Source organism: Brevundimonas nasdae, assembly GCF_019395145.1.
GTDB classification, from domain to species: domain Bacteria; phylum Pseudomonadota; class Alphaproteobacteria; order Caulobacterales; family Caulobacteraceae; genus Brevundimonas; species Brevundimonas nasdae.
The window spans coordinates 2,815,795-2,836,753 of the sequence record NZ_CP080034.1 but is presented as its reverse complement, the minus strand read 5'-3'; the positions used below and the strand labels follow the sequence as shown (position 1 = coordinate 2,836,753).

The 20,959-nt window shown below is 65.4% G+C and carries 21 protein-coding genes, 1 pseudogene and 3 other annotated features; of the genes and pseudogenes, 18 read left to right on the top strand and 4 right to left on the bottom strand.

Annotation, left to right across the window (positions count from 1 at the left end; all coding sequences use genetic code 11):
- Window positions 1-37: 37 nt before the first annotated feature.
- Window positions 38-817, bottom strand: a pseudogene (locus tag KWG56_RS13775) (ATP-binding protein); the annotation flags it as partial.
- Window positions 818-1,002: 185 nt separating this feature from the next.
- Here KWG56_RS13775 and KWG56_RS13770 point away from each other — a divergent pair.
- From KWG56_RS13770 to KWG56_RS13755, 4 genes are read left to right on the top strand one after another with little or no spacing between them, the layout of a single operon-like run.
- A complete protein-coding gene (locus tag KWG56_RS13770; protein WP_219352610.1) occupies window positions 1,003-1,644 on the top strand; it encodes a TnsA endonuclease N-terminal domain-containing protein in 642 nt (213 codons plus the stop codon).
- Window positions 1,631-3,535: a Mu transposase C-terminal domain-containing protein gene (locus tag KWG56_RS13765; RefSeq protein ID WP_219352609.1), complete on the top strand. Its 1,905-nt coding sequence runs from the start codon at window positions 1,631-1,633 to the stop codon at window positions 3,533-3,535. Before KWG56_RS13770 ends, KWG56_RS13765 begins: the two co-directional genes overlap by 14 nt.
- Entirely contained in the window at window positions 3,535-4,425 is an 891-nt protein-coding gene (locus KWG56_RS13760) for a TniB family NTP-binding protein (RefSeq protein WP_219352608.1), read from the top strand. The genes KWG56_RS13765 and KWG56_RS13760 overlap by 1 nt, the downstream gene beginning before the upstream one ends.
- Window positions 4,425-5,606, top strand: a complete 1,182-nt coding sequence (locus tag KWG56_RS13755; RefSeq protein ID WP_219352607.1) for a TniQ family protein — start codon at window positions 4,425-4,427, stop codon at window positions 5,604-5,606. The genes KWG56_RS13760 and KWG56_RS13755 overlap by 1 nt, the downstream gene beginning before the upstream one ends.
- 57 nt (window positions 5,607-5,663) lie before the next feature.
- On the opposite strand, the gene KWG56_RS13750 is transcribed toward KWG56_RS13755, so the two are convergent.
- Window positions 5,664-5,975 carry a DUF2293 domain-containing protein gene (locus tag KWG56_RS13750; RefSeq protein ID WP_219352606.1) on the bottom strand — a complete coding sequence of 104 codons (312 nt, stop codon included), beginning with the start codon at window positions 5,973-5,975 and terminating at the stop codon, window positions 5,664-5,666.
- Between the two features lie 81 nt (window positions 5,976-6,056).
- On the bottom strand, window positions 6,057-7,811 hold the full coding sequence (locus KWG56_RS13745) for a hypothetical protein (RefSeq protein WP_219352605.1): 1,755 nt from the start codon (window positions 7,809-7,811) through the stop codon (window positions 6,057-6,059).
- 792 nt (window positions 7,812-8,603) lie between these two features.
- Here KWG56_RS13745 and KWG56_RS13740 point away from each other — a divergent pair.
- The 5 genes from KWG56_RS13740 to KWG56_RS13720 all read left to right on the top strand — a co-directional run bounded on the left by KWG56_RS13740 (window position 8,604) and on the right by KWG56_RS13720 (window position 12,013).
- Window positions 8,604-8,840, top strand: a complete 237-nt coding sequence (locus tag KWG56_RS13740; protein WP_219355193.1) for a DUF7662 domain-containing protein — start codon at window positions 8,604-8,606, stop codon at window positions 8,838-8,840.
- Between the two features lie 151 nt (window positions 8,841-8,991).
- Window positions 8,992-9,041, top strand: a sequence feature (sul1 is cis-regulatory element that is thought to sense ions involved in sulfur or methionine metabolism; They are found in Alphaproteobacteria).
- A gap of 162 nt (window positions 9,042-9,203) precedes the next feature.
- Window positions 9,204-10,205, top strand: coding sequence for an SRPBCC family protein (locus KWG56_RS13735; RefSeq protein ID WP_219355192.1), 1,002 nt, complete (start codon window positions 9,204-9,206; stop codon window positions 10,203-10,205).
- On the top strand, window positions 10,193-10,441 hold the full coding sequence (locus tag KWG56_RS13730) for a hypothetical protein (RefSeq protein WP_219355191.1): 249 nt from the start codon (window positions 10,193-10,195) through the stop codon (window positions 10,439-10,441). The genes KWG56_RS13735 and KWG56_RS13730 overlap by 13 nt, the downstream gene beginning before the upstream one ends.
- A gap of 88 nt (window positions 10,442-10,529) precedes the next feature.
- On the top strand, window positions 10,530-11,561 hold the full coding sequence (locus tag KWG56_RS13725; protein WP_219355190.1) for a D-alanyl-D-alanine carboxypeptidase family protein: 1,032 nt from the start codon (window positions 10,530-10,532) through the stop codon (window positions 11,559-11,561).
- Between the two features lie 59 nt (window positions 11,562-11,620).
- Window positions 11,621-12,013: a response regulator gene (locus KWG56_RS13720; protein ID WP_219355189.1), complete on the top strand. Its 393-nt coding sequence runs from the start codon at window positions 11,621-11,623 to the stop codon at window positions 12,011-12,013.
- Between the two features lie 143 nt (window positions 12,014-12,156).
- Window positions 12,157-12,206 (top strand) — a sequence feature (sul1 is cis-regulatory element that is thought to sense ions involved in sulfur or methionine metabolism; They are found in Alphaproteobacteria).
- 154 nt (window positions 12,207-12,360) lie between these two features.
- Here KWG56_RS13720 and KWG56_RS13715 read toward each other — a convergent pair.
- Window positions 12,361-12,630 (bottom strand): cold-shock protein, encoded by a 270-nt coding sequence (locus KWG56_RS13715; RefSeq protein WP_219355188.1) that lies wholly within the window; start codon window positions 12,628-12,630, stop codon window positions 12,361-12,363.
- 168 nt (window positions 12,631-12,798) lie between these two features.
- On the opposite strand from KWG56_RS13715, the gene KWG56_RS13710 reads away from it, so the two are divergent.
- The 9 genes from KWG56_RS13710 (at window position 12,799) to KWG56_RS13670 (ending at window position 20,957) form a co-directional block, all read left to right on the top strand.
- Entirely contained in the window at window positions 12,799-14,280 is a 1,482-nt protein-coding gene (locus KWG56_RS13710) for a SulP family inorganic anion transporter (RefSeq protein ID WP_219355187.1), read from the top strand.
- An 11-nt stretch (window positions 14,281-14,291) separates the two neighbouring features.
- Window positions 14,292-15,140: a universal stress protein gene (locus KWG56_RS13705; RefSeq protein ID WP_219355186.1), complete on the top strand. Its 849-nt coding sequence runs from the start codon at window positions 14,292-14,294 to the stop codon at window positions 15,138-15,140.
- A 300-nt stretch (window positions 15,141-15,440) separates the two neighbouring features.
- Window positions 15,441-15,638, top strand: coding sequence for a hypothetical protein (locus tag KWG56_RS13700; protein WP_219355185.1), 198 nt, complete (start codon window positions 15,441-15,443; stop codon window positions 15,636-15,638).
- Window positions 15,635-16,192 carry a hypothetical protein gene (locus KWG56_RS13695; protein ID WP_219355184.1) on the top strand — a complete coding sequence of 186 codons (558 nt, stop codon included), beginning with the start codon at window positions 15,635-15,637 and terminating at the stop codon, window positions 16,190-16,192. Before KWG56_RS13700 ends, KWG56_RS13695 begins: the two co-directional genes overlap by 4 nt.
- Window positions 16,189-16,557, top strand: coding sequence for a TraR/DksA family transcriptional regulator (locus KWG56_RS13690; RefSeq protein ID WP_219355183.1), 369 nt, complete (start codon window positions 16,189-16,191; stop codon window positions 16,555-16,557). Before KWG56_RS13695 ends, KWG56_RS13690 begins: the two co-directional genes overlap by 4 nt.
- Entirely contained in the window at window positions 16,554-17,243 is a 690-nt protein-coding gene (locus KWG56_RS13685; RefSeq protein WP_219355182.1) for a polyamine aminopropyltransferase, read from the top strand. The genes KWG56_RS13690 and KWG56_RS13685 overlap by 4 nt, the downstream gene beginning before the upstream one ends.
- A 68-nt stretch (window positions 17,244-17,311) precedes the next feature.
- On the top strand, window positions 17,312-18,445 hold the full coding sequence (locus KWG56_RS13680; protein ID WP_219355181.1) for an MFS transporter: 1,134 nt from the start codon (window positions 17,312-17,314) through the stop codon (window positions 18,443-18,445).
- Window positions 18,446-18,515: 70 nt separating this feature from the next.
- Window positions 18,516-18,567: a sequence feature (sul1 is cis-regulatory element that is thought to sense ions involved in sulfur or methionine metabolism; They are found in Alphaproteobacteria), on the top strand.
- A gap of 39 nt (window positions 18,568-18,606) precedes the next feature.
- On the top strand, window positions 18,607-19,329 hold the full coding sequence (locus KWG56_RS13675) for a hypothetical protein (protein ID WP_219355180.1): 723 nt from the start codon (window positions 18,607-18,609) through the stop codon (window positions 19,327-19,329).
- The gene (locus KWG56_RS13670; RefSeq protein ID WP_219355179.1) at window positions 19,326-20,957 is read left to right on the top strand and encodes a glycosyltransferase family 4 protein; all 1,632 of its coding nucleotides are present in this window, start codon (window positions 19,326-19,328) and stop codon (window positions 20,955-20,957) included. The genes KWG56_RS13675 and KWG56_RS13670 overlap by 4 nt, the downstream gene beginning before the upstream one ends.
- Window positions 20,958-20,959: the final 2 nt, after the last annotated feature.

Here is a 20,959-nt window from a genome sequence, read left to right as displayed (position 1 = left end):
AGGGGCGGGTTAAGGATTGTCTGCGCGCATGGCTCCATCATGAGTGGAGGAAGGGCGTCTGTTCCCCTTCGTCTTCACGCACGCCGAACCCGCCGTCGCTGCGCGCGGCGACACGGCGGTCGAAATCAGCCTCGGCGCCCACGGTGTTGCGACGATAGATCAGGGCCTCGGCGATATGGCGGCGCAGCACGCCGGTCGCTCCGTCCAGATCCGCGATGGTGCGCGCCAGCCGCAGGGTGCGGGTCCAGCCGCGCGCCGTCAGCGCCCCCGCCTCACCCGCGCGCATCAGCAGCATCCGTCCCGCCTCATCGGGCGTGGCGAACCGGTCCAGGGTGTCGCCGGATGCGCGGGCGTTCAGGCCCTGCGCCGGATCGAGCCCTGCGGCCCGCACCCGTTCCTCCTGCATGGCGCGGGCGGCGGCGACGCGGGCCCTGGCCTCGACCGTGCCTTCGGCGGGCGGCGGCAGGGCCATGTCGGCGGCGGTGACCGGCGGCGTCTCCACGGTCAGGTCGATGCGGTCGAACATGGGGCCGGAAATGCGGTTCTGGTAGTCGCGCTGACAACGCGGGGCCTTGCCGCAGGCGCCGCGCCCGGCTCCGCCCATGCCGCAGCGGCAGGGGTTCATGGCCGCCACCAACTGGAACCGCGCCGGATAGCGGACATGGGCGTTGGCGCGGGCCACCACGATCTCGCCCGTCTCCAGCGGCTGCCGCAGGGAATCCAGCGCCTGGGCCGAATATTCCGGCAACTCGTCCAGGAACAGCACGCCGTTGTGCGCCAACGAGGCCTCGCCCGGTTTGGCGCGCAGGCCCCCGCCGTGTGAGTTCCGGCACCCGATGCGACAAACCAAGCCTGAGATGACCCGTTAACGGTGCCCAAAGCTCCGATTTCATCCACCAAGAACTGCGACAAAATCTAGGACTCTGGCAAATAATGCGACAAGATACCGAAGTGCATAAGCGCCGACGCATTCCACCGGGCCGTCGCTCAGTGACAGGGCAGATGCCCTCGCGCTATCCGAGCGGACCGCTTCTTTACGAGTCCAAACTGGAACGCGATTTCCTTATGTTGCTGGAGGTGGACGGCCACATCCGCGACGTGGTCACTCAGCCGATGACGATCAGTCTTACGGTCGATGGCCAGGCGCGTACCTATACGCCCGACATCATGGCGGTCTGGCAGACACGCTCGCCTTGGCCTCACGGCTTTCGACGCGTGGTCTTCGAGGTGAAACCGCTGGCGATCCTACGCTCGGAATATGGAACACTGGCGCCGAAGTACCGCGCCGCTCGCCGGTATTTCGCCGAGAGAAATGTCGGCTACCGCGTGGTGACCGAACGCACCATTCGCACACAGCGTCAGGTGAACGCCGAACTGATCGCCCCGACCCTGCGAGGCAGCGTGGATCAGGAAATGGTGCGTCGGGTGCAGGCGATTGTCCTCGCCAAGGGGACGCACCGACTAGGCGACATCCGTTTCCGGCTGGAGGAGGAAGGGGCCATTCGCGGCGTTGTTATGGAAGCCCTCTATTACATGCTGGGTGCGGAGCTTCTGATTGGCGACCTCAACAAGCCTCTCACCGACGATACGCCTCTGACGTGGTGGGCGAATGCGAAAATCGGAGCATTGCTTGAAGGGACTTAGGTTAGACGCCGGCGTCAATGTCACGATCGGCAATCGCCCTGCCACTATCGTTCGCGTACTCGACCTGGACAGCTATCTGGTCCGCTTCGAGAGCGAGGAACATCGCGTCGTCGGGCGTAAGGACATCGACGATCCACGAAGCGTAAGCGCACCGATCCGCGCTTTGGACGACTATAGCCCTAAAGAGACCGAGGAAGCTTACTGTTGGTGGGAAGTCCTCAAACCCCTTCTCACCGGCGCCATCTCGCGTGGTGAAAAGTCGGACTTCATAATCGAAGCCGGCAAGGTGCTCGGGGTTGATCGAGCGACCGTCTATCGCCGTGTGAAAGGCTACACCGGCTCGGTCATGAGCTTGCTTCCAAAGGGCGGGCAAGGCGCGCGCGGACAGCGGCGTATGAGCGCCGAGCGAGACGCCCTCCTCGATGCCATCATCAGGAAGCACTACCTGGTCAAAAATCAGCCCGCCCCTATGACGGTGTACAAGGAACACCTTGAAATCGAATTCGCAAAGGCGGGTTTACGCCCTCCGGTTCTCGCCACCTTCTACGCTCGCATCGCGGCGCTAGACCCGATCGAGGTCATCGAGGCGCGCCAGGGCAAGCGGGCATCGCACGACGCCAAGAAGCGCCTGATGGGCAGCTATCCTTTCGCCGAGGCGCCGCTCAGTTCAGTCCAGATCGATTATTGGGATTACGATCTCGAAGTGGTGGACAGCGTTGATCGCCTCCCCATCGGCCGACCTCGGCTGACGATGGTGATCGACACATTCAGCTTCATGCCCATCGGCTACTATCTCTCTCTGGACCCTACCGGCGCCTCCAGCGCCGGCCTCGCGATCTTCCATTCGATCACACGCAAAGAACGATGGCTCGCCGACCTGGGCGTGGAGATGGAGTGGCCCGTTTGGGGCTTCCCTAAGATGATCCATGCGGACAATGCCAAGGAGTTCAGGGGCTCCATGCTTCGACAGTTCATGGCGAACGTGGACGGGGAGCTGATGAACCGGAAGGTCAAGACGCCTCGATATGGCCCCCACATCGAACGCTACTTTGGCAAGCTAGCGTTCAGCGTGAAGCACCTCCCTGGCGCGACCGGATCGAATATTCGCGAGCGCGCAAAGCTTCCCGACCCGAGGAAGTCCGCCAGCCTCACGCTTGGGGAGCTTGAACTCTACCTCCTCAGCGTCATCAAGGAACACATCAACACCAAGCATTCCACGCTGGGCATGACCCCGCTGGAGAAATGGCGCTCGTACTTCTTCGAAGGGACCAAGCAGATCAACAAGCTGCCTGACGAAGTCGACAATCTCGATTTCTGGCGCAAGGAACTGATGCCGAAGACCGAGCGGACGCTACAAAGCTATGGCGTTCAGTGGGATCTCTTCCACTACGATTCCGACGGCTTGGTCGCCCTGCGTCAGCGACATGCGAAGACCCCAAGCAAGACCTTCACTGTCCGCCGCGACCCACGCGATGTTTCGGAGGTGTACGTCTGGGATCCGGACAACAAGGTCTATCTGACCGTCCGCTACAGAAGCCCCATGAGCATCGGCATGTCCCTATGGGACCAACGAGCAACGAAGCGCGCCCTGGAGGAACAGGGCCTAATGCACATCGGAGAAAACGAGATCTTCGACGCTCACAAAGAGCGCATCAAGCGTCAGGAGTTGGTCGCCAGTTCCAAACAGGACACGGTGAAAGCCAGGCGCCAACGCGAACAGAAGCGGCGCCATGAAGACGCGAGAAAGCGGGAGAAGGCGGTCGTCACCGGCTCCGGGCCGCCGGCCGCCGTGCCCAGGCCGATCGCAGTTCCCTTGTCGGCTGAGCCGCCGCCGCCTGAGAGCCCGGCTGCGCCGCGCCGCACCGACACCTTCGACGATCTGGACATCTGATGACCGATACCGCCGCTTCGCGTTACGCGCACCTCGCCCCGAAGGCTCTCCAGGTCATCGACCTCGAAGGGCCAGAGCGGATTGTTTCTCGCTGGGGCAACCTATGGGTCGGCTACCCTAGGCTCAAAAAAATCTACGACAAAATGGAGGTTATGCTGATGACGCCTCCAACAACGCGGCCCCGTAATCTGCTACTCCTAGGGGAATCGAACGTCGGGAAAACGACTATGCTTCGCCGTTGGGCGGAGCGGAAGAATGACGCGGCGGCGGAAGCTGAGCGACTGTGCGATCCCGCCTTACTCGGTGAATGGGCTCATATCCCTGTCGTATGCGTCGAAACGCCACCGCTAGGTGATGAGGCGCGGCTTTACGAAAACATCCTCGAAAAGTTGGGTTTCCCTCTTCCGGCGTCCTATTCGACCTCAGCCAAACTCAGGACGGTTGTGAAGTTGATAAAGGCCAACAGGGTCGGCCTCATCATTCTCGACGAGTTTCACAACGCCCTCCCCGCACACTTCAAACAGCTCCTCCGTTTCAATGTGGTCCTCAAGAACCTGACCAACGAAACCGGCATTCCATTTCTAGTCGCCGGCACCGACATGGTGGATCAGGTGTTCCAGAAGGACGATCAGCTACACCGCCGGTTCTCGCGAGCGACACTGGAGCGTTGGCCGTATGACGAAGATTGGCGCACGTTGCTTCGCAGCTTCCAGGCGCTGATCCCTCTTCGCAAGCCGTCATGCCTAGATGATGAGGACATCGCGAGAACATTGCACGAGGTGTCGAGCGGCCGGATCGGCGATCTCTCCTATGTTCTCCATGACGCGGCGCTGCTCGCCGTGCAGTCGGGCGAGGAGCGGATCACCGCCGATCTGATCAAGCCGCTTTGATGGCGGCAGGAGCATCACCCGGTGGCGATGCTCCTACCGCTGATTTCCGGCCGTGGCCCTTTCGAGGGCGCCCGAAGCCCGATGAGCTTTTGTCGTCGTGGTTCCTGCGCGCGGCGGAGGCCATGGAAATGAAGCCTTACGCGCTGGCTCACATCGCCTGGCGTTCGACCCCTCCTCCTCTGACACGCGATATCGACGGCATCGCCGATGATCGGATTCTCGCTATACTTTCGGCTTCGACGCTGACGCCCATCGAGCAATGCCGCGCCACTACGCTCGCTAGTTACGAAGGCGTACTCTTCGAATCCCATCAGCCCCTCGGACGCACCACTTGGATCATGCCGTTGGGTGTCCGTGCGCGCACCCGACTTAGTCCGGGGCTGCAATACTGCCCGGCCTGCTTGGAACAGGCGCCCTATTATCGTCGGCTGTGGCGCGTGTCCTGGGCGACGGCCTGTGTCGAACACAAGCTGCGGCTTCTTGATCGATGCTCGCACTGTGCATCGATCTTGGCGCCCTTCCGCGCCCGAGGTTTCGCCTGCTTCAACTGCGGCGCCGCTCTGGCGGATGGCCAACGACTGCCGGCGAGCGAAATGGTCCTGTCTCTCCAGATGCGGCAGGAGCTGATCCTGGCTCAGGGCTGGGGCGAGCTAGGTCCCAGCCACTTCCCCTACTCAGTTCAGTATTTCCAGACGATCCGGCACGTCGCGCGATCATTATCCCTGGGCGCCCGCGCGACCACCTTTCGCACCGTGGCTGCGGAATCTTGGGGTGGTGATCCATCGCCATATGAGGGTGAAAAGCGCGACATCGACGTTTTGACGGCGACCGAGCGCCACCGCCTGTTCGATCTGGTCTCGCGACTGTTGGAGGAATGGCCGGAACGGTTCGTCTCGACGGCCTCGACGGCAGGCCTATGGCAATCATGGGCCCTACGCGATGACGACAGGCCGCCCTTCGCTTACGCCTCCATGGTCGCCGAACGCCTGGCCACGCCTAGGTACTCTCCATCGCGGGCTGAGGTTCAGAGCGCAGCTGATTACCTGCGCCGACGGTCCTCAGGCCTCACCAAGCTTGCGCTCAAAAAACTTGTCGGCGACAGCATCCATATTCAGCCGATCTTCGACGCTGAGCGTCAGGCCTCCTTCCTCCCGGCGTTCCGCGAAGCGCCCATCGGCTGAAACGCAGGTGATGCACCTAGCGAGCAGCTAACGCCGGGCCCATAACCGACCCGTCGTTCAGCCGGCCTCTTCCCACCTGCGGGTGATGCTCCGCACATCTCCCGCCACGATCAACCGCGCTTCATCCCGGGTCAGCCCAGGCACTCGCAGGAGCCGGTCGTAGTCCGTGAACCTGTGCCGCACGTCGTTCTGGATCGTCAGGCCGACGGCATGGCCGAGCGTGGTGGGCGGGTCCCAAGTGCGGCTGGCTATCCGCAGGGCATAGGCGTCGGCGAACTCGGCTGGGCAGGTTGGGTGATGGCGGGAGATGTGTTCCCGGACTTCGACTTCCGAGAAAGTGCTGCGCTTACGCTTTCGACGTCGGGCCATCGCACCCATCGTATCCGGACCTAGCGGACAGGGTGGCCGCTAGTTGTGCTGCAATATAAACAATTGAAAGCCGACCGGCACCTAGCCGCCGTCAGTGTGACGCGTCCGCGCCAGCACCTTAGTTCGACTAGCGATGTGGTTCGCATAGGCGTGGATGTTTCGCCGCCAGGTCTCATTCCGAGGTCTGGTTTCCACTCGGTAGGACGCGGGAACGTCGTCCTGTCGCCATACGCCTCGGGCCGCCGCATTGACCGCCAGCAGGGCCTGCATATCCTCGTAGTTCAGCCGCCATCCCATAGGCGCTAGCACGAGGCCCAAGGCGCGCCGATTGTCTCGGTCAACGGTATCAGCGGGTCGTTCAGCGTCAAAGATATACACGTACCCTTCGGGCAGAGTGATTTCCATGACAAGGCAACGACGGGAGCGACCATCATTCGTTTCCGACCACGACAACGGGCTCTCGTCATCAGCGAATTTTGGGTAACGATGCAGCCCGTCGCTGGTGTTTGCACCGGGCCCGATTGGAGGCAGGAAGGCCGCGCAAGCCCACCCTTGCCGCTCCGCCGCTTTCTCGACCGCCAGTCGTGTGGCCATAAGCCATTCGTTCGGCGGCCGGGGCGGGTCGTCCACTTCGTCCGACTTACTCATCCAATTGATGGGTGTCACCTTTTGCTTAGTTCCATATGACCAGGTCGAGGATCCTACGGTTACCTCATAGGTGTCGCCTTCGATTACGACGACATTGCTCGGCTCACCGTCTTTGATGATGACGTGGTCCAGCACGAAACCGGGATCATGGTGGGTGTGCTGGCTGCTGAGGGGCATTTCAGCGAGGTTTGATGCGCTGGGCTGGTCGGGCAGAATTCGCAGAGGTTCGGAGCCTCTGGTCCCTCGCCGCCGTGAGACGGGGCGTCGCTTCTCGTCGTCCTGACGTTCCTCCCCGCCTGTCAGCGAGACGACGATCCGCTTCACGTCGAAAGGCACCTCGATCGCGTGGATGCGGGTGATGAGCTTTCGCCATCCGCCCGGTGTGACCCGCGTCCAGCGCCATTCGACATGCCACTTCGTAGGCTGATCATAGGGGTAGATGGTTTCAGGATAGATGCGACCTTTGCCGGCCGCCGCAGTCTGAACCGACGCAAAAACGCGTCGGAACGCCGTATGCATTTGCGGGTTGGTGACGATACGAGCGGCGATCTCGGCCTCGTGCCGAGACAGCGGCCGGTAGGCGGCGATATGGACGGTTGAGGGGTCGTCTGAGGCGCGGCCACTATTGGATGCGTCGAACACCTGCCGGCGGAACGTTGGCGCGATCTTGTGGCCGCCTTCGACCGTCAGCTTGAGGAACGACGCCGTGCCCCCGAAGACGTATCGGATCAGCTCCATCGCCGGGACATAGTAGCGGTCGGCGGGGCCGGACTTTATCTGCCAGACGGGCGCATCGGCAAAGCCGGTGACTGGATAGGGAGGTCGGTCGGTCTTTTCCCATGTCGGGTCGGCATCGCCGAGTTTGTGGGTTGGCAGGCCAGAGATCCTATCGACCTCAATGGTGGAGATCTGCGGTCCCCTTTTATCCGCCACGGGTTCGCCGTTGCGCCAGCGACTTCCAATCGGAAGGCCGGCCACGTCGCCCAGAGCGCGGCGCAGAAGGCGCATCTGTGGCAAAGGCTGTGAGCCTTCTCTGAAGCGCCAGCGCCAATCCGCCAGTAGCACCTCACCCATCCAGGCGACGGGGGTGGAATCCACGGCGCCGTACATCACCACTTCCCAGACGGCGTCGTCCTCGGGGAAGTCATCGAACGCATAGGCGGGGAGCCTGCTGGGAGGCTGTGACAACGCTGAACTCGCACTCAGGCCTATTTCGGGACAGCCGAATATCCAAGGACATCACAACCGGAAGCTTAACGGCTGTGCGATTTCCAGTGCCTGAATTGGGATTGGCCTCTGAACTAGCGGTGAGATGCCCTGCCTTTTGGAAGACAATAGCGGACGGGGCACCGCTGTCTGTGTGGAGCCAAACAACTGGGCGCCTCTGGTCAGTTCGTGTGGACGGCTTGCGCCAAGCTGGACACGGCATCGGTAAGAGTTGTGGGGCGACAGAGCTATTCAACAAAGCGCCGTCGCCCCACAACGGAACTGACCCACAGCAATCGGTCTATCTAGAACTAACTGTCGGCTGATGACTCAAAGCGGCGGTTCGAGACGTCCGCTTGCAAGCGGGCCTAGTCGCCGTCTGACTTAGAAGAATCCTGTTTTTAAAAACTCCTCGTATAGCAGTCGCGCGATCTCATAGCCGATCGTATGAAAGCCGTGCGGAGCCGACGTGACGAACTGGCATTCTTCACCGGGCGCAAACGAGAAGTGTGCCGGGGTTTATTCGCTGCTTCGTCGGCGGAGTCGCACTGCTCGCACACGACCTTTCTGCGAAGCGAGCCATGCGTCCATCTGGGAGGACGCGGCCGTAGCGTATGTCATCGACGCTATGGGGACGAAGCGCCTTCAGACCATTGTCCGGTGGCGGTGCGCGTGTCGGGCTGAAGCCCTGCGGCGGCCGATCAGTGGCCGTCATCCAGGGCCCTCACGGCTCGCGCCCCTTGCGGCGCCGCTCGAAATTCTGTTGGACGACCTATGGGCAAGTACGATCCTTTGGCCGCCTTTCTGCGGCGCCGCGCTGCAGATGACATCGAACTGACGTTCACGGAGATCGAACGTCGGCTGGGCGCCCTTCTGCCGAAGGCCGCTCAGGCGCACGGTTGGTGGTCGGGTGACGGCGTACAGGTTCGGGCGTGGTCGGCGGTGGGCTTCGGCACCGAGCTCACGGGTCCGGAGCGGGTCCGGTTTACGCGCCGCTCAGTCGGGGACTGATACGCCGTGCAGGGGCCAGGATCTCCACCCGATCGCGACGTCCTCGGTGACCGGAACGTCCGCGCAGGGTCTTGATCGGGTCAGATCCACACGAGGCTGCGACAATGTCGCACTTGCGCGTCACGGCGTGCGCCGTCAAACCCCAGGCTCCGTCGGACTCGGTTCGAGTGGCTACCCTAGGCGCCCATCCCCTAGGATTTGACGCAGCGCCCGCTGATCGGCTGGCACAGCGCGTAGACGGAACGCGCCGCCAGTTGCACCCCAAGTGGACCCTGCGATGGAACCCCGTCGATCGTGCCTTGGCGCTTGCGCTTGGGGCTACGCCGCGCCGTTTGCCGAGAGTCTCTCCACCGGCTGGAGGGGATGGCTGCCGACGACGCGACCTCAGCGTGTCGGTCCGGGGCTCCCGACAATCGTGGCGAGGCGGCTGTGACGCTGGCTCAGGCCCCTGTCGCCGGCGACGCCTCGCTGGCCTCCCTTCCGGAAAGACCGGCGAGTCCCCGTTTCGGTGCGCCGCTTCAGGCCTGGTATCCGGTTGCGCGCGAAGCGGAGGCTCGCCGGGGGGTTCGCACGCGGCTGCATGGTCGCATGATCGTCCTGCGTCGGAATGAGGCGGGCGCGATCGTGGCGCCGCATCAACCGCACCTTCTGGTTGTTGTTCGCGCCGGGCTCGTCTGGGCGCGCCAGGATGACGGGCCTGGCCAGGTCGTTCCACCGCTGATCGAGGACCCCATCGGGGGCGGCGACTTGCCGATGATCGCCTGCTCCGAGGTGGAGGTGGAGACGGACTATGATCAGGCGGTCCTCGGGCTCGTCGATCCTGCTCACGTCCCGATGGTTCACGATGCCTGGTGGTGGCGCGCATCGTCGAAACGACGCGTGAAGACGAAGCAGTATGCACCATCCCCCTTCGGCTTCACGGCGACGGCGGCCGATGCTTTCGCTTCTGCTCCAGCCTATGCGCTGACAGGCGCATCGCGGCGCATCGCCATTGAATTCCGGCTGCCATCGACACGGATCGAGCGCGTGGAGGCGGAGGGATTCCGGCTGGTGAACCTCACCACCGTGACCCCGACGGCGCCGGGATCGGTCACGCTTCGCAATACGATCTACTGCAGCGTCACCCCGATGCGCGCGCTGCATCCTTTCCTTTCAGCGCTTGGCCGCGCCTTTCTGGAGCAGGATGCGCGAATCCTGAGACGGCTTGAATCCCGCCCCGCCCCTGGCCATCCGTTGCTGTTCGTCGGCGCGCCGGACCAGCCCTCCTTATGGTATTATCAATGCAAGGCCGCGCTCAGCCGCGCGACCGATGACGCGCCCTTCGCCAACCCCGTTCGGGCCACGGTGCTGCAATGGCGGACCTGACGCCGCTTCGGCGAGACCCGGAGGGCCAGGATGTCGCCGAAGGGCGAGCCGCCGCTCCATCGACGGACGACAGGGCGCCAGGGGTTCCGGAGCCGCAAGACGGGCGGGCCGAACGGGCCTCGCCGTCATCGCGCGCCTACCGCAGCCGCCATCCGGTGCTTCATCGCGTCGTTCTGTCAGCGGCGGGCGGTCTGTTCCGTCCCGGCGGGCGGCGCGCCGGGACGCCGACGGAATGATCTGTCAATCGGGGCGACGTGTCGCGACCACGGCCGGCGTCCGTCACCTTCCGCGACCAGGATCCGGTCGCACCCTTCAGGAGTTCCGATGACCCGTCTAAGTTCCGTCGCCGCCGTCGTACTGGCGGCCTGCCTGTGGCTGGCCCCGCCGTCGCTGAGCGGACCCCGTGGCGCGAGCGCCCAGGCCCCGGAGCGTTATGCGGCGGTTGTTCTCAATGCGGCTTCGGGCGAACTCCTGTTCGCGCGCCAGGCCCGCGAGCCGCGTTATCCGGCATCGATCACCAAGGTCATGACCCTCTATATGGTGTTCGAGGCGCTGGAGACGGGGCGGCTGTCGCTGGAGGACCGGATCGTCATCTCGCCGCGCGCCGCCGGCCAGCCGCCGTCGAAGCTCGGCTTGCCGGCCGGGCGCACGCTTTCGGTGGACGAGGCCATCCAGGCCCTGGCCGTCCGCTCCGCCAATGACGTCGCGGTCGCCTTGGCCGAGCATCTGTCGGGGTCCGTCGAGGCCTTTGGCCGGGCGTCCACGGCGCGCGCGCACGATCTGGGCATGGTTCAGTCGACCTTCGTCAATCCCCATGGTTTGCCCGACCCTCGGCAAGTCTCGACGGCGCTGGATCTGGCCTTGCTGAGCCAGGCGGTCATGCGCGATTTTCCCCAATACTATGCCTATTTCGGCCAACGCCGCTGGCGGTTCGCCGGGCGGGACTATCGCAACACCAATGGTCTCCTGCAGGACGGCGGCCAGGTGGACGGCGTCAAGACGGGCTTCACCCGCGCTTCCGGCTACAATCTGGCGGCGTCTGCGGTCTATGACGGACGGCGGCTGATCACAGTAGTGCTCGGCGGGCGCTCAAGCGCCAGTCGCAATGCTCATGTCGCCGCCTTGATGCGGACTGGATTCGAGGCTGAGGCGGCGCGAGCGGACATGACCGCGTCTGACTCCGCCCAGGGATTTTTCGAAGCCCGCGGCTTCGGCCCAGAGGCTGCATCCGACGCCGGGGGTCCTGTTCCCTATCTCGCCGCCGCAGGCGCCCCCGGATTGGCGGCGACACCGGCTGCGCGGTCTGGCTCCCCCGGCCAAGAGGGCGTTTCACCGACGCGGGGCACCTTGCAATGACCGGGTCGGCGGCGGGGGGCCTCGGAGCCGTCGAAAGAGACGCGGAAGGAAACGGTGGGATGATCGCTGAGCCCTGGACGCTCAAGACGGTGCTGCTCGTAGAGAGCGATCCGGACGTGGCCGATGCGCTTCTCGAAGGGCTGACCGACGCCGGCTATGGCGTGGTCGGCCCCTATCGTACAGCGGCGGCGGCGGAGGCCGGGGCGGCGCTTCATCTCCTGGATGCTGCGGTGATCGATGTCGATCATGTCGCGCCGAGCGAGGGCGGCGGCGCCGCATTGGCAGAACGCCTGGCCCAGCGTTGGGGACTGCGCGTCATTCTCCTGACCCACGACCCGGACCGGGCGAGAGCGCTCGCCGCCCGCGCCGCCGGGATTTTGGTCAAGCCCTTCTCCATGCTCCAACTTCTGGACGCCGTGTGTCGCCTGCCTGCGCCTGGGACGAAAGGCTGACCGGTCGATTGACCGCCTTGCTGATCACCCTTCTCCAAGGGGGCGGCGGTCGCTGCGTCCGGTCAGGTCGAAGCCGCAAGTTGGCGATCGATGTTCTGATGCGGCTTGCATTTTTGGCCCAGCCGGGGCATAGGCACGGCTCCGTCGGACTCGGTTCGAGTGGCTACCCTAGGCGCCCATCCCCTAGGATTTGACGCAGCGCCCGCTGATCGGCTGGCACAGCGCGTAGACGGAACGCGCCGCCAGTTGCACCCCAAGTGGACCCTGCGATGGAACCCCGTCGATCGTACCCTGGCGCTTACGCGCCAGGCTGCGTGACGCCGCGCCGATCGGCGCCGGCGTCACGTTCAGAGACGTTCAAGATTGATCGCCCGTGGACGCGATTCCGTGTCGGCGTCCACGTCGAAACGGAAACGTGCGCCGAAGGGCAGGTCGTCAAGACCCGCGCGGCGCGCCTCGTTGATGTGCACGAACACCTTCGGCGCCTTGTCGTCGCGGGAGATCATGCCGAAGCGGCCGTCCGGCGAAACAAACTTGAGCGTACCGGTCGGCATCGCCGCCTCCTCTTTCGAAAGGGTCGGGCTCCACCCGATCCTGACCAATTCATCGAATTCCATAAGACCGTGCTTTGGGGCTCGAAATCAACCCGCGGGCCTCAGTATTCGAATGTGTTTCTTCCCTCATAAGCTGATCGGCTGGAGGAAGATTCGCGACTTTCATTAAACGATTAAGGACAGCGCCCGTTGCGGCGCGACGTCTGCAGTGCAGACGTAGGGATAAACTCAATGACATTTGCTACACTCCGACAAAGTTGGTTCGGAAACATCAAAGGCGATACGCTGGCCGGGATTGTGGTGGCGCTCGCGCTGATCCCGGAAGCCATCGCCTTCTCCATCATCGCCGGGGTCGATCCGTCCGTCGGTCTCTACGCCTCCTTCGCGATCTGCGTGGTGATCGCGTTCGCGGGCGGCCGGCCCGGAATGATCTCGGCGGCGACCGGCGCCATGGCGTTGCTGATGGTCAGCCTCGTGCGCGACCACGGTCTCCAGTATCTGCTCGCGGCCACGGTTCTGACGGGGATTCTGCAGATCGTCGCCGGCTATGTCCGTCTGGGCGTCCTGATGAAGTTCGTCTCCAAGTCGGTCGTTACGGGCTTCGTCAATGCGCTGGCGATCCTGATCTTCCTGGCGCAACTGCCCGAACTCACCGGGGTCGATTGGCGAACCTACGCCATGGTCGCCGGCGGTTTGGCGATCATCTATCTGCTGCCGCGTCTGACGCGCGCCATCCCGTCGCCTCTCATCGCCATCGTTGTCCTGACGGCCCTGTCGATGATGCTTGGACTGGACATTCGCACCGTTGGCGACATGGGGCAGTTGCCCACAAGCCTGCCGATGTTCCTGATCCCGGACATCCCGCTCAATTTCGAGACGCTGGCGATCATCTTCCCTTACTCGGCGACGCTGATGGTGGTGGGACTGCTGGAATCCCTGATGACGGCGACCATCGTTGATGATCTGACCGACACGCCGAGCGACAAGAACCGCGAATGCAAGGGGCAGGGACTGGCCAATATCGTCGCGGGCTTCTTTGGCGGCATGGCGGGCTGCGCCATGATCGGTCAGTCGGTCATCAACATCAAATCGGGTGGTCGTGGCAGGCTGTCGACCCTTCTTGCCGGCGTCTTCCTGCTCTTCATGATCGTTGTGTTGGGTCCGTGGGTCGCCCAGATCCCGATGGCGGCTCTCGTCGCCGTCATGTTCATGGTGGCGATCGGCACCTTCAACTGGGGTTCGATCAAGAGCCTGGTCGATCATCCCAAGAGCTCCAGCGTCGTGATGGTGGCGACCGTTGTCGTCACGGTCGCCACCCACGACCTGGCCAAGGGCGTGTTGACCGGCGTGCTGCTGTCAGGCGTCTTCTTCGCTCAGAAGGTGGCGCGGATCGTGGCGGTGCGGTCGAGTCTGTCGGACGACGGCTTCACCCGCGACTATGTCGTGCTCGGCCAGATATTCTTCGCCTCGGCGGACGCTTTCGTGGGCGCCTTCGACTTCAAGGAGGCGGTGCCGAAAGTCCGCATCGACGTCAGCCGCGCCCACTTCTGGGACGTCTCCGCCATCGCTGCACTCGACAAGGCCATTCTCAAATTCCGCCGTGAAGGCGCGGAGGTCGAGATCCTGGGTCTGAACGAAGCCAGCGCCACCATGGTCGACAAGTTCGCCATCCACGACAAGCCGGGCGCGCTCGAACGCCTGCTCAGCCACTAGAGGAGACACTGATGAGCAAGATACTCGCCTGTATCGACGCCTCGCCCTATGGGGCGAGCGTCTGCGACCACGCCGCCTGGGCGGCGTCCCTGCTGGACGCCGAGGTGGATCTGCTTCACGTCCTGGACCGCGCGCCTGACGCCCCGCCGACGGACGTGTCGGGCAGCATCGGCCTGGGCGCGTCCGAGCATCTGCTGGAGCAACTGACCCAGCTTGACGCGGATCGCGGCCGACTACGCATGGAGCGGGGACGAGCGCTTCTTGCCGAGGCGGAGCGCCGGGTGCGCGACGCCGGCGTGTCGGGGGTCGAGGTGCGTCTGCGTCACGGCGGACTGGTGGACACCCTGCACGAGATTGAATCCGAGTTCCGGCTGGTGGTGCTGGGCAAGCGCGGCGAGCACGTCGATTTTGCAAAGGCGCATCTCGGAGGCTCGGTCGAACAGGTGGTGCGCGCCAGCGCCCTGCCTGTGCTGATGGCGACCCGGGCCTTCAAGCCTGTGAAGCGGATCGTCCTCGCGTTCGACGGTGGACCCAGCGCCCGCAAGGCGGTCGATTTCCTGGTCTCAGAGCCGCGTCTGCGCGCCTTCGACTGTCACGTGGTGACGGCGGGACATCCCCGCGACGCCGAGATTCACCTCGCTTGGCTGACGGAACGACTGTCGGCCTGGGGCGGCGCTCACACGGTGCGCCAGATCGACGGGGAACCCGAGGCGGTCATCACCGACTATGTCGCGGCCAATGACATCGACCTGCTCGTCATGGGCGCCTACGGCCATTCCCCGATCCGGCGCTTTATCGTGGGCAGCACCACCACGGCCATGATCCGCATCGCCCTGTTGCCGGTGCTTCTGTTTCGGTGATCTTGGCAAGGCGGGTCTTCGCTCCTAGGTTGGACCTGTCCCTCTGCGGCGATGCCGCCGGGACCGCTCCCGACCATCGGGCGCAGATCGAAGAAGACAACGGAGCGAATGCGCTCGTCCGGCCTGGCCGTTCGAACGCCGTCGTTTCCGATCGAGACCCTGGTCTCGAGCCTTCCTCGGTCGGGACGCCGCGTTCGGATCGCCTCGCGGTCCGCGCTCTTCGCTCGTCTGCGGCCTTGCCGCACGAAAGGAGAGACTGATGACGCCTGTCCAACCCTGTCGCAGAATGCGAGGCCGACGATGAGCCGCGCGCGTGACCTGCACGGCCCCTCGACCCGCCTTCTGATCGAGAATGTGCTGCGCCTCAAACCCTGGGCCACGGCGGAGGAGGCGAGGCGGATCGCGCCCTGGCTGCAGAGGTTGGGGGACGCCGATCTCGCAGACCGGATGGCGCAAGCGCGACGCCGTCTCGGCATCCAGCCGGAGGCGGGCCGTTGAGCGGCGCCCTCGCGCCTGTGCAAAGGGCCTTGGAGGTTCAGACGGGCCGTTATCGCGTCGTTGCGGGCTGGCGCGCCCGCCGCGCACAGGCGGCGGCCTTCTGCGGCGGCCTGCGCATCGCAGCCTCCGAAGGCGAGACGCTGGAGGCCGCCGTAGGCGAGATAGACGCCCGGCTGGAGGCCCATCGGCTCGCCCTGTTCGCCCATCGCCAGCAGACGGGACGGCCAAGTCCTGTGGAATATCGCGAAGCCCTCGCGGTTCTCCCGGAGCCCTTGGCTGAACCCGCGCTGCGTCTTTTGAAGGCTCATGCGCGCCTCGCCGGCGCGCCTGTCGACATCGATGAACTCGCCCGCCGCGCCGGACTGGGCCGCCAAGAGGCCTGGACGGCGTATCGCCGGCTCGGGCGGCGGCTCTTCACCGAACTGCAGTGGTCTCGATTGAGGCGCGATCCGGCTCCCCGGTACGTGCTGGAAGCCTTTGCGGACTGTGCGACGAGGCCGGACGGCGGGCTCGATATCCGATTGAAACCAGAAATCCTCGAGGCGCTCTCATGACCCCTTCATCCTCACCGGCCCTGACGGAGGCGCAAAGGACGGAGCTCAAGGCGGTGCTGACGACGCGCCTGGCGGAACTGTACGAACTCGACGCCCTGGCTGGAGAAAGCCGCAAGCCCGTGGAGCTGGATCAGCAGAGCGTCGGCCGACTGTCGCGGGTCGACGCCCTGCAACAGCAGGCGATGGCCTTCGCGTCTCAGGGGCGCCGACAGCATGACATTCGCCTGATCACCCAGGCGTTGACCCGGATGGCGACCGACGACTACGGCTGGTGCGGCACATGCGGCGAGCCGATCGCGCTGGCGCGGTTGCGGCTCGATCCGACCCTCGCCCAATGCGTGGACTGCGCCGGAGGACGGAATTGATCCCGTTCGAAGAACTTGACTATCGCCCGACCCCCATGGGGCCGCTGGTGCTGCGCCGTCGGTGGGTGCCGGCCGCCGGACGCGACGTCCATGAGGTCCTGCTTGGCGACGAACATCTGATGTCCAGTCTGTTCGTCGAGGGTGAGCGAGCCCTCGCGACCCTGGGGCTGGACGGGGTGGAGGGTGCAGACCTTCAGATCTTGGTCGGCGGATTGGGGCTGGGCCACACCGCCCAGGCTGCGCTGGAACAGTCCGGCGTGGGTTCGGTGGAAGTGGTCGAGGCCCTGGCTCCGGTCATCGAATGGCACAGGGAAGGCCTGACGCCCTTGGGGACGGTTCTGGCGGACGATCCGCGTTGCCGCCTGACGCAGGCGGACTTCTTCGCGTTTCTGAGACGCCAGACGGGCCCGACCTGGGACGCGGTCCTTCTGGACATCGATCACGCGCCGGATCGTTGGCTGGCGCCCGGCCACGCCGATTTCTACGGCGTCGAGGCGCTCACGCGGCTTCGCGACCGGCTGAAGCCTGGCGGTGTGTTTGCGATGTGGTCCGACGAAGCGGCGCCGGGCCCCTTTCTGGCGGTGCTTGAGGCCGTGTTCCGAGACGCCGACGGCCGTACGGTCGCCTTCCCGAACCCGCTCACCGGCGAGGCTTCGGCCTGCACCATCTACAGGGGCTGGGCCTGAGCCTGCCGAGCTTGACGTCGTGCGTCGCCGCCTGGCGACGCACGGGGGCGGTCACGGCGTTCGGCGGGGTGTTCGCCTTCGCATCCAGCCTGGGCCAGACCTTCTTCATTTCCCTGTTCGTGCCCTTCCTGGCGGCGGACCTCGGCCGTACTGAAACTGCGCTTGCGGCCGTCTACGGCCTCGCGACGGTGGCGGCGGCGGTTCTGCTGCCCTGGATCGGTCGACTGGTGGACCGGGTCGATCTGTTGCGACTCGGCGGCGTCGTCGTCGCCGTGATGCTCGCGGCGGGGCTCGCCTTCAGCCAGGCGCGCGGACTGCCTGTTCTGGTCGCCGCTTTGATCCTTCTCAGGCTGTGCGGCCAGGGCCTGATGTCGCACATCGCCTTGAGCGGGGTCGCGCGCTATGTGGCGCGCGGACGCGCCAAGGCCTTGGCTGTGGCCGGGCTCGGTCATGCTGTCGGCGAAGGCCTGCTCCCGCTGACGGTCGTCTTCGCGCTCGGCCTGTGGGACTGGCGGGTGGTCTTCGCGGGGGCGAGCCTCGTGATCGGCGGCGTGCTCGCGCCCTTCGCTCTTTGGGCCGTCCGCGGCCGGCGTCGGCTGCGTCGCCCGGCCCGACCCTCGGCCAGCGGCGGCGCGCGGGAGGGCCGGCCCCTGCTGCGCGATCCTCGCTTCTGGGCCTTGGCCCCGGCCTTGCTGGCGGCCCCCTTCATCGTCACCGGCCTGGTGTTTCATCAGGGTTTGATCGCGCGCGGTCTGGCCTTGCCGCCGGCGTTGTTTGCGGCGGGGTTTGTCGGTTTCGCCGTGGTCCAGGCGCCGGCCGCCTTGATCGCCGGCGCCGCCATCGATCGCTACGGCTCGAGGGCGGTGTTGCTCGTTCATCTGCTGCCGCTCGCCGGCGGCGTGGCGCTCCTCGCGGCGTGGCCCCAACCGTGGGCGCCGCTGGCCTTTCTCCTCCTGGCGGGGGTGACCAATGCGTGGGGTGGATTGTTGCGTACGACGCTGGCCACCGATCTGGCGGGCGTATCGCGCGTCGGTGCGGCGCGCAGCCAGATCGCGGCCCTGATGGTGGTGTCTACGGCGGCGGGGCCGAGCCTGGTGGGACTGGTCCTGGGGCTCGGAACGCGCGCGGGGCTCGCCGCGATCGCGCTCGGCGCCGTCGCGGTCGTGGCGCCCGCCGTCTTCGTCCGGACGTCCGAACCCTGACAGACAAAAGGTCGCATAGGCCTGCACGCTCTTGCGAGCGCGCGTGGAACCGGGCAGCTAGGCCTTAGCACAAGGACCCCTTTTCGGGGTGGCTACCCTGGGCGCCTATCCCCCGGGCCACGAACGCCGCCTCTGTGCGGCTCGCACCTTACGTACCCTTCATGTCTCTTCGCGACGACGCGCGCCTGCATGGCCACGTTTCCGCTCGTGCGCCCCTTCGCGTACGGCCGGCTCTCAGTTTTCGTACGCAGCTTTCAGACCACTTGCAGGCGGCGGCGCCGGCGCTTGTGGTCGTGGTCGCAACCCTGATCTCGGCCTTCGTCGTCGGCGTCGCCTTTAGCGGCTCGGCGCTGGATTGGACGGCGGAGGCCGGCCCCGTGGAGACCGCCACCGTCTGTCTCTATGGGGTCGTGATCCTGGCGGGCCTCCTCGTCTGGCGACAAGGCCAGGCGATCGGCGCCCTCGTCGGCGTCGCTGCGCTTCTGATGGCGCTGCGCGAACTCGATGCGCATGCGGCCTTCACCCGTTTCGGTGTGTTCAGCACCCGGCTCTATGCCCGGCCGGACGTGCCCATGGCCGAAAAAATCGCTGCAGCGACCGCTGTGGCCTTGCTGGCGGTCTTGGTGATCGTGGCGCTGCGAGGTGCGTGGCGCGACCTCACGGGGCGTACGCCGGTCCCTGCGGCCACGCTCGCCGTCCTCGTCGTTTTCGGTCTTGTCCTCAAGCAGATCGACGCCCTGCCGCGGCAACTTCACGGTCTCGGCCTGCCCCTGTCGGAGGGCCTGTTGTCGGTCAGCAAGGCGGTGGAGGAGATCGGGGAGATGGCGCTTCCCCTGCTCCTGGCGCTGGCCTTGGTACAACTGCCTCATCGGCGGCGACGATGAACGGCCCCTCCCCGACAGCCCCCGATCTGCACCGCGCGCTTCCGGCGCGGCCGGTGACGGTCCTGCAGATCGTGCCGCGCATGGACCATGGCGGCGTCGAGCGCGCGGTCGTGGATTTCAATCGCGGTCTGGTCGCGCACGGCCTGCGATCGATACTGGCGACATCGGGCGGACGCCTGTGCGATCGCGTGACGGAGGATGGAGGCGTCGTCGTCTCTCTTCCCGTGCAGTCGAAAAATCCGCTGGTCATGGCGCTCAACATCTTGCGCTTGCGACGGCTCATCCGGTCTGAGGGCGTCGATGTCGTCCACGTGCGCTCGCGCGCGCCGGCCTTCAGCGCGATCGCCGCCGCCCGCTGGACCGATGTGCCGATCGTCTCGACCTGCCACGGCGCCCATGACGCCCGCACGGCGATCAAACGCGCCTACAATCGGATTCTCACCCGCGTCGATCTGGTGATGGTCAACTCGCGCTACACCCACAGGCATGTGTTGAGCGAACATCGCATCCCTCGCAGCCGAATGCGGCTGGTGCCGGAGGCGGTCGATGAAGCCCGATTTTCGCCTGAACTGGCGGACGGACGGGCCGTCGAAGACCTGCGTCGGACATGGAGTTCTGACGGTCGTCGCATCCTGCTTTGCCCGGGGCGACTGACCCGATGGAAGGGACAGGATTTGCTCATCGCGGCGTTTGCGCGCGCGAACGTCGAGGGCTGGCGGCTGGTGCTGGCGGGAGACCGCCAGGGGCGGGGCGCCTACGCCCGAGAACTGGAGCAACTCGCGGAACGCAGCGGGCTGGGCGACCGGATCCTGTTCGTCGGCGATCTTGCGGACATGACGCCGGCCTATGGCGCCTGTGATGCGGTCGCCTTGCCGTCCCTCAAGCCGGAGAGTTTCGGGCGTGTGGCCGTCGAGGCGCAGTTGACGGGCCGTCCCGTCATCGCCGCCGATCTCGGCGGGTTCCAGGAGACCGTGACGACCGGCGGCCTGCGACTGCCCGTCGGCGACCTGGACGCTTGGACGACGGGCCTGCAGGCTTTCCTCGGCCGCACGCGCGAGGCGAATGCGACGCTGGGCGAAGCGGCGAGGCGGTCCGTGAGCGGCGTCTACGCCCTGGCCACGACGACTGCGGCGACGCTGAGCTGTTATGCGGAAGTCGTCGATCTCAAGGGGGACGAGCGGCGCGAACCCCTCGAGCGCTGGCGGGGGATTGCGGCCGCCCTGGCGGCGCAGGGCCTGGGCGGCGAAGTGGGCGAGGCCCTCGTGGTCGACCGCTGGGGCGCACGAGGGCTTCGATCCGGACCGCCTCCCGAAGCGCCGGATCTGGTTCTGGTCGCGTCCGATGTGTCGGCCGAGGCTATGAACTGGATCAAGCGCCGCCTTGCGGGTCACGGGACGATCGCCGTCGTCGATCAGGGGCCTTGGCGTCATCGCAGGCGCCGACGTAGGCAGTGGCTGGACACCGGCCTCTATGTCTCCCCTGAGCCGGTGCGCATGGCGGGCCGCGCTCTTTGGTTGCTGACCACGGTTCCGGCGAGGGATGTCCGCCCACGCGACAGCATCGGCCGTGTCGCGACGGACTATCTGCGACTGGCGCCGCTGTGGCTGGCGGCGGCGGGGCTCGGCTGAGT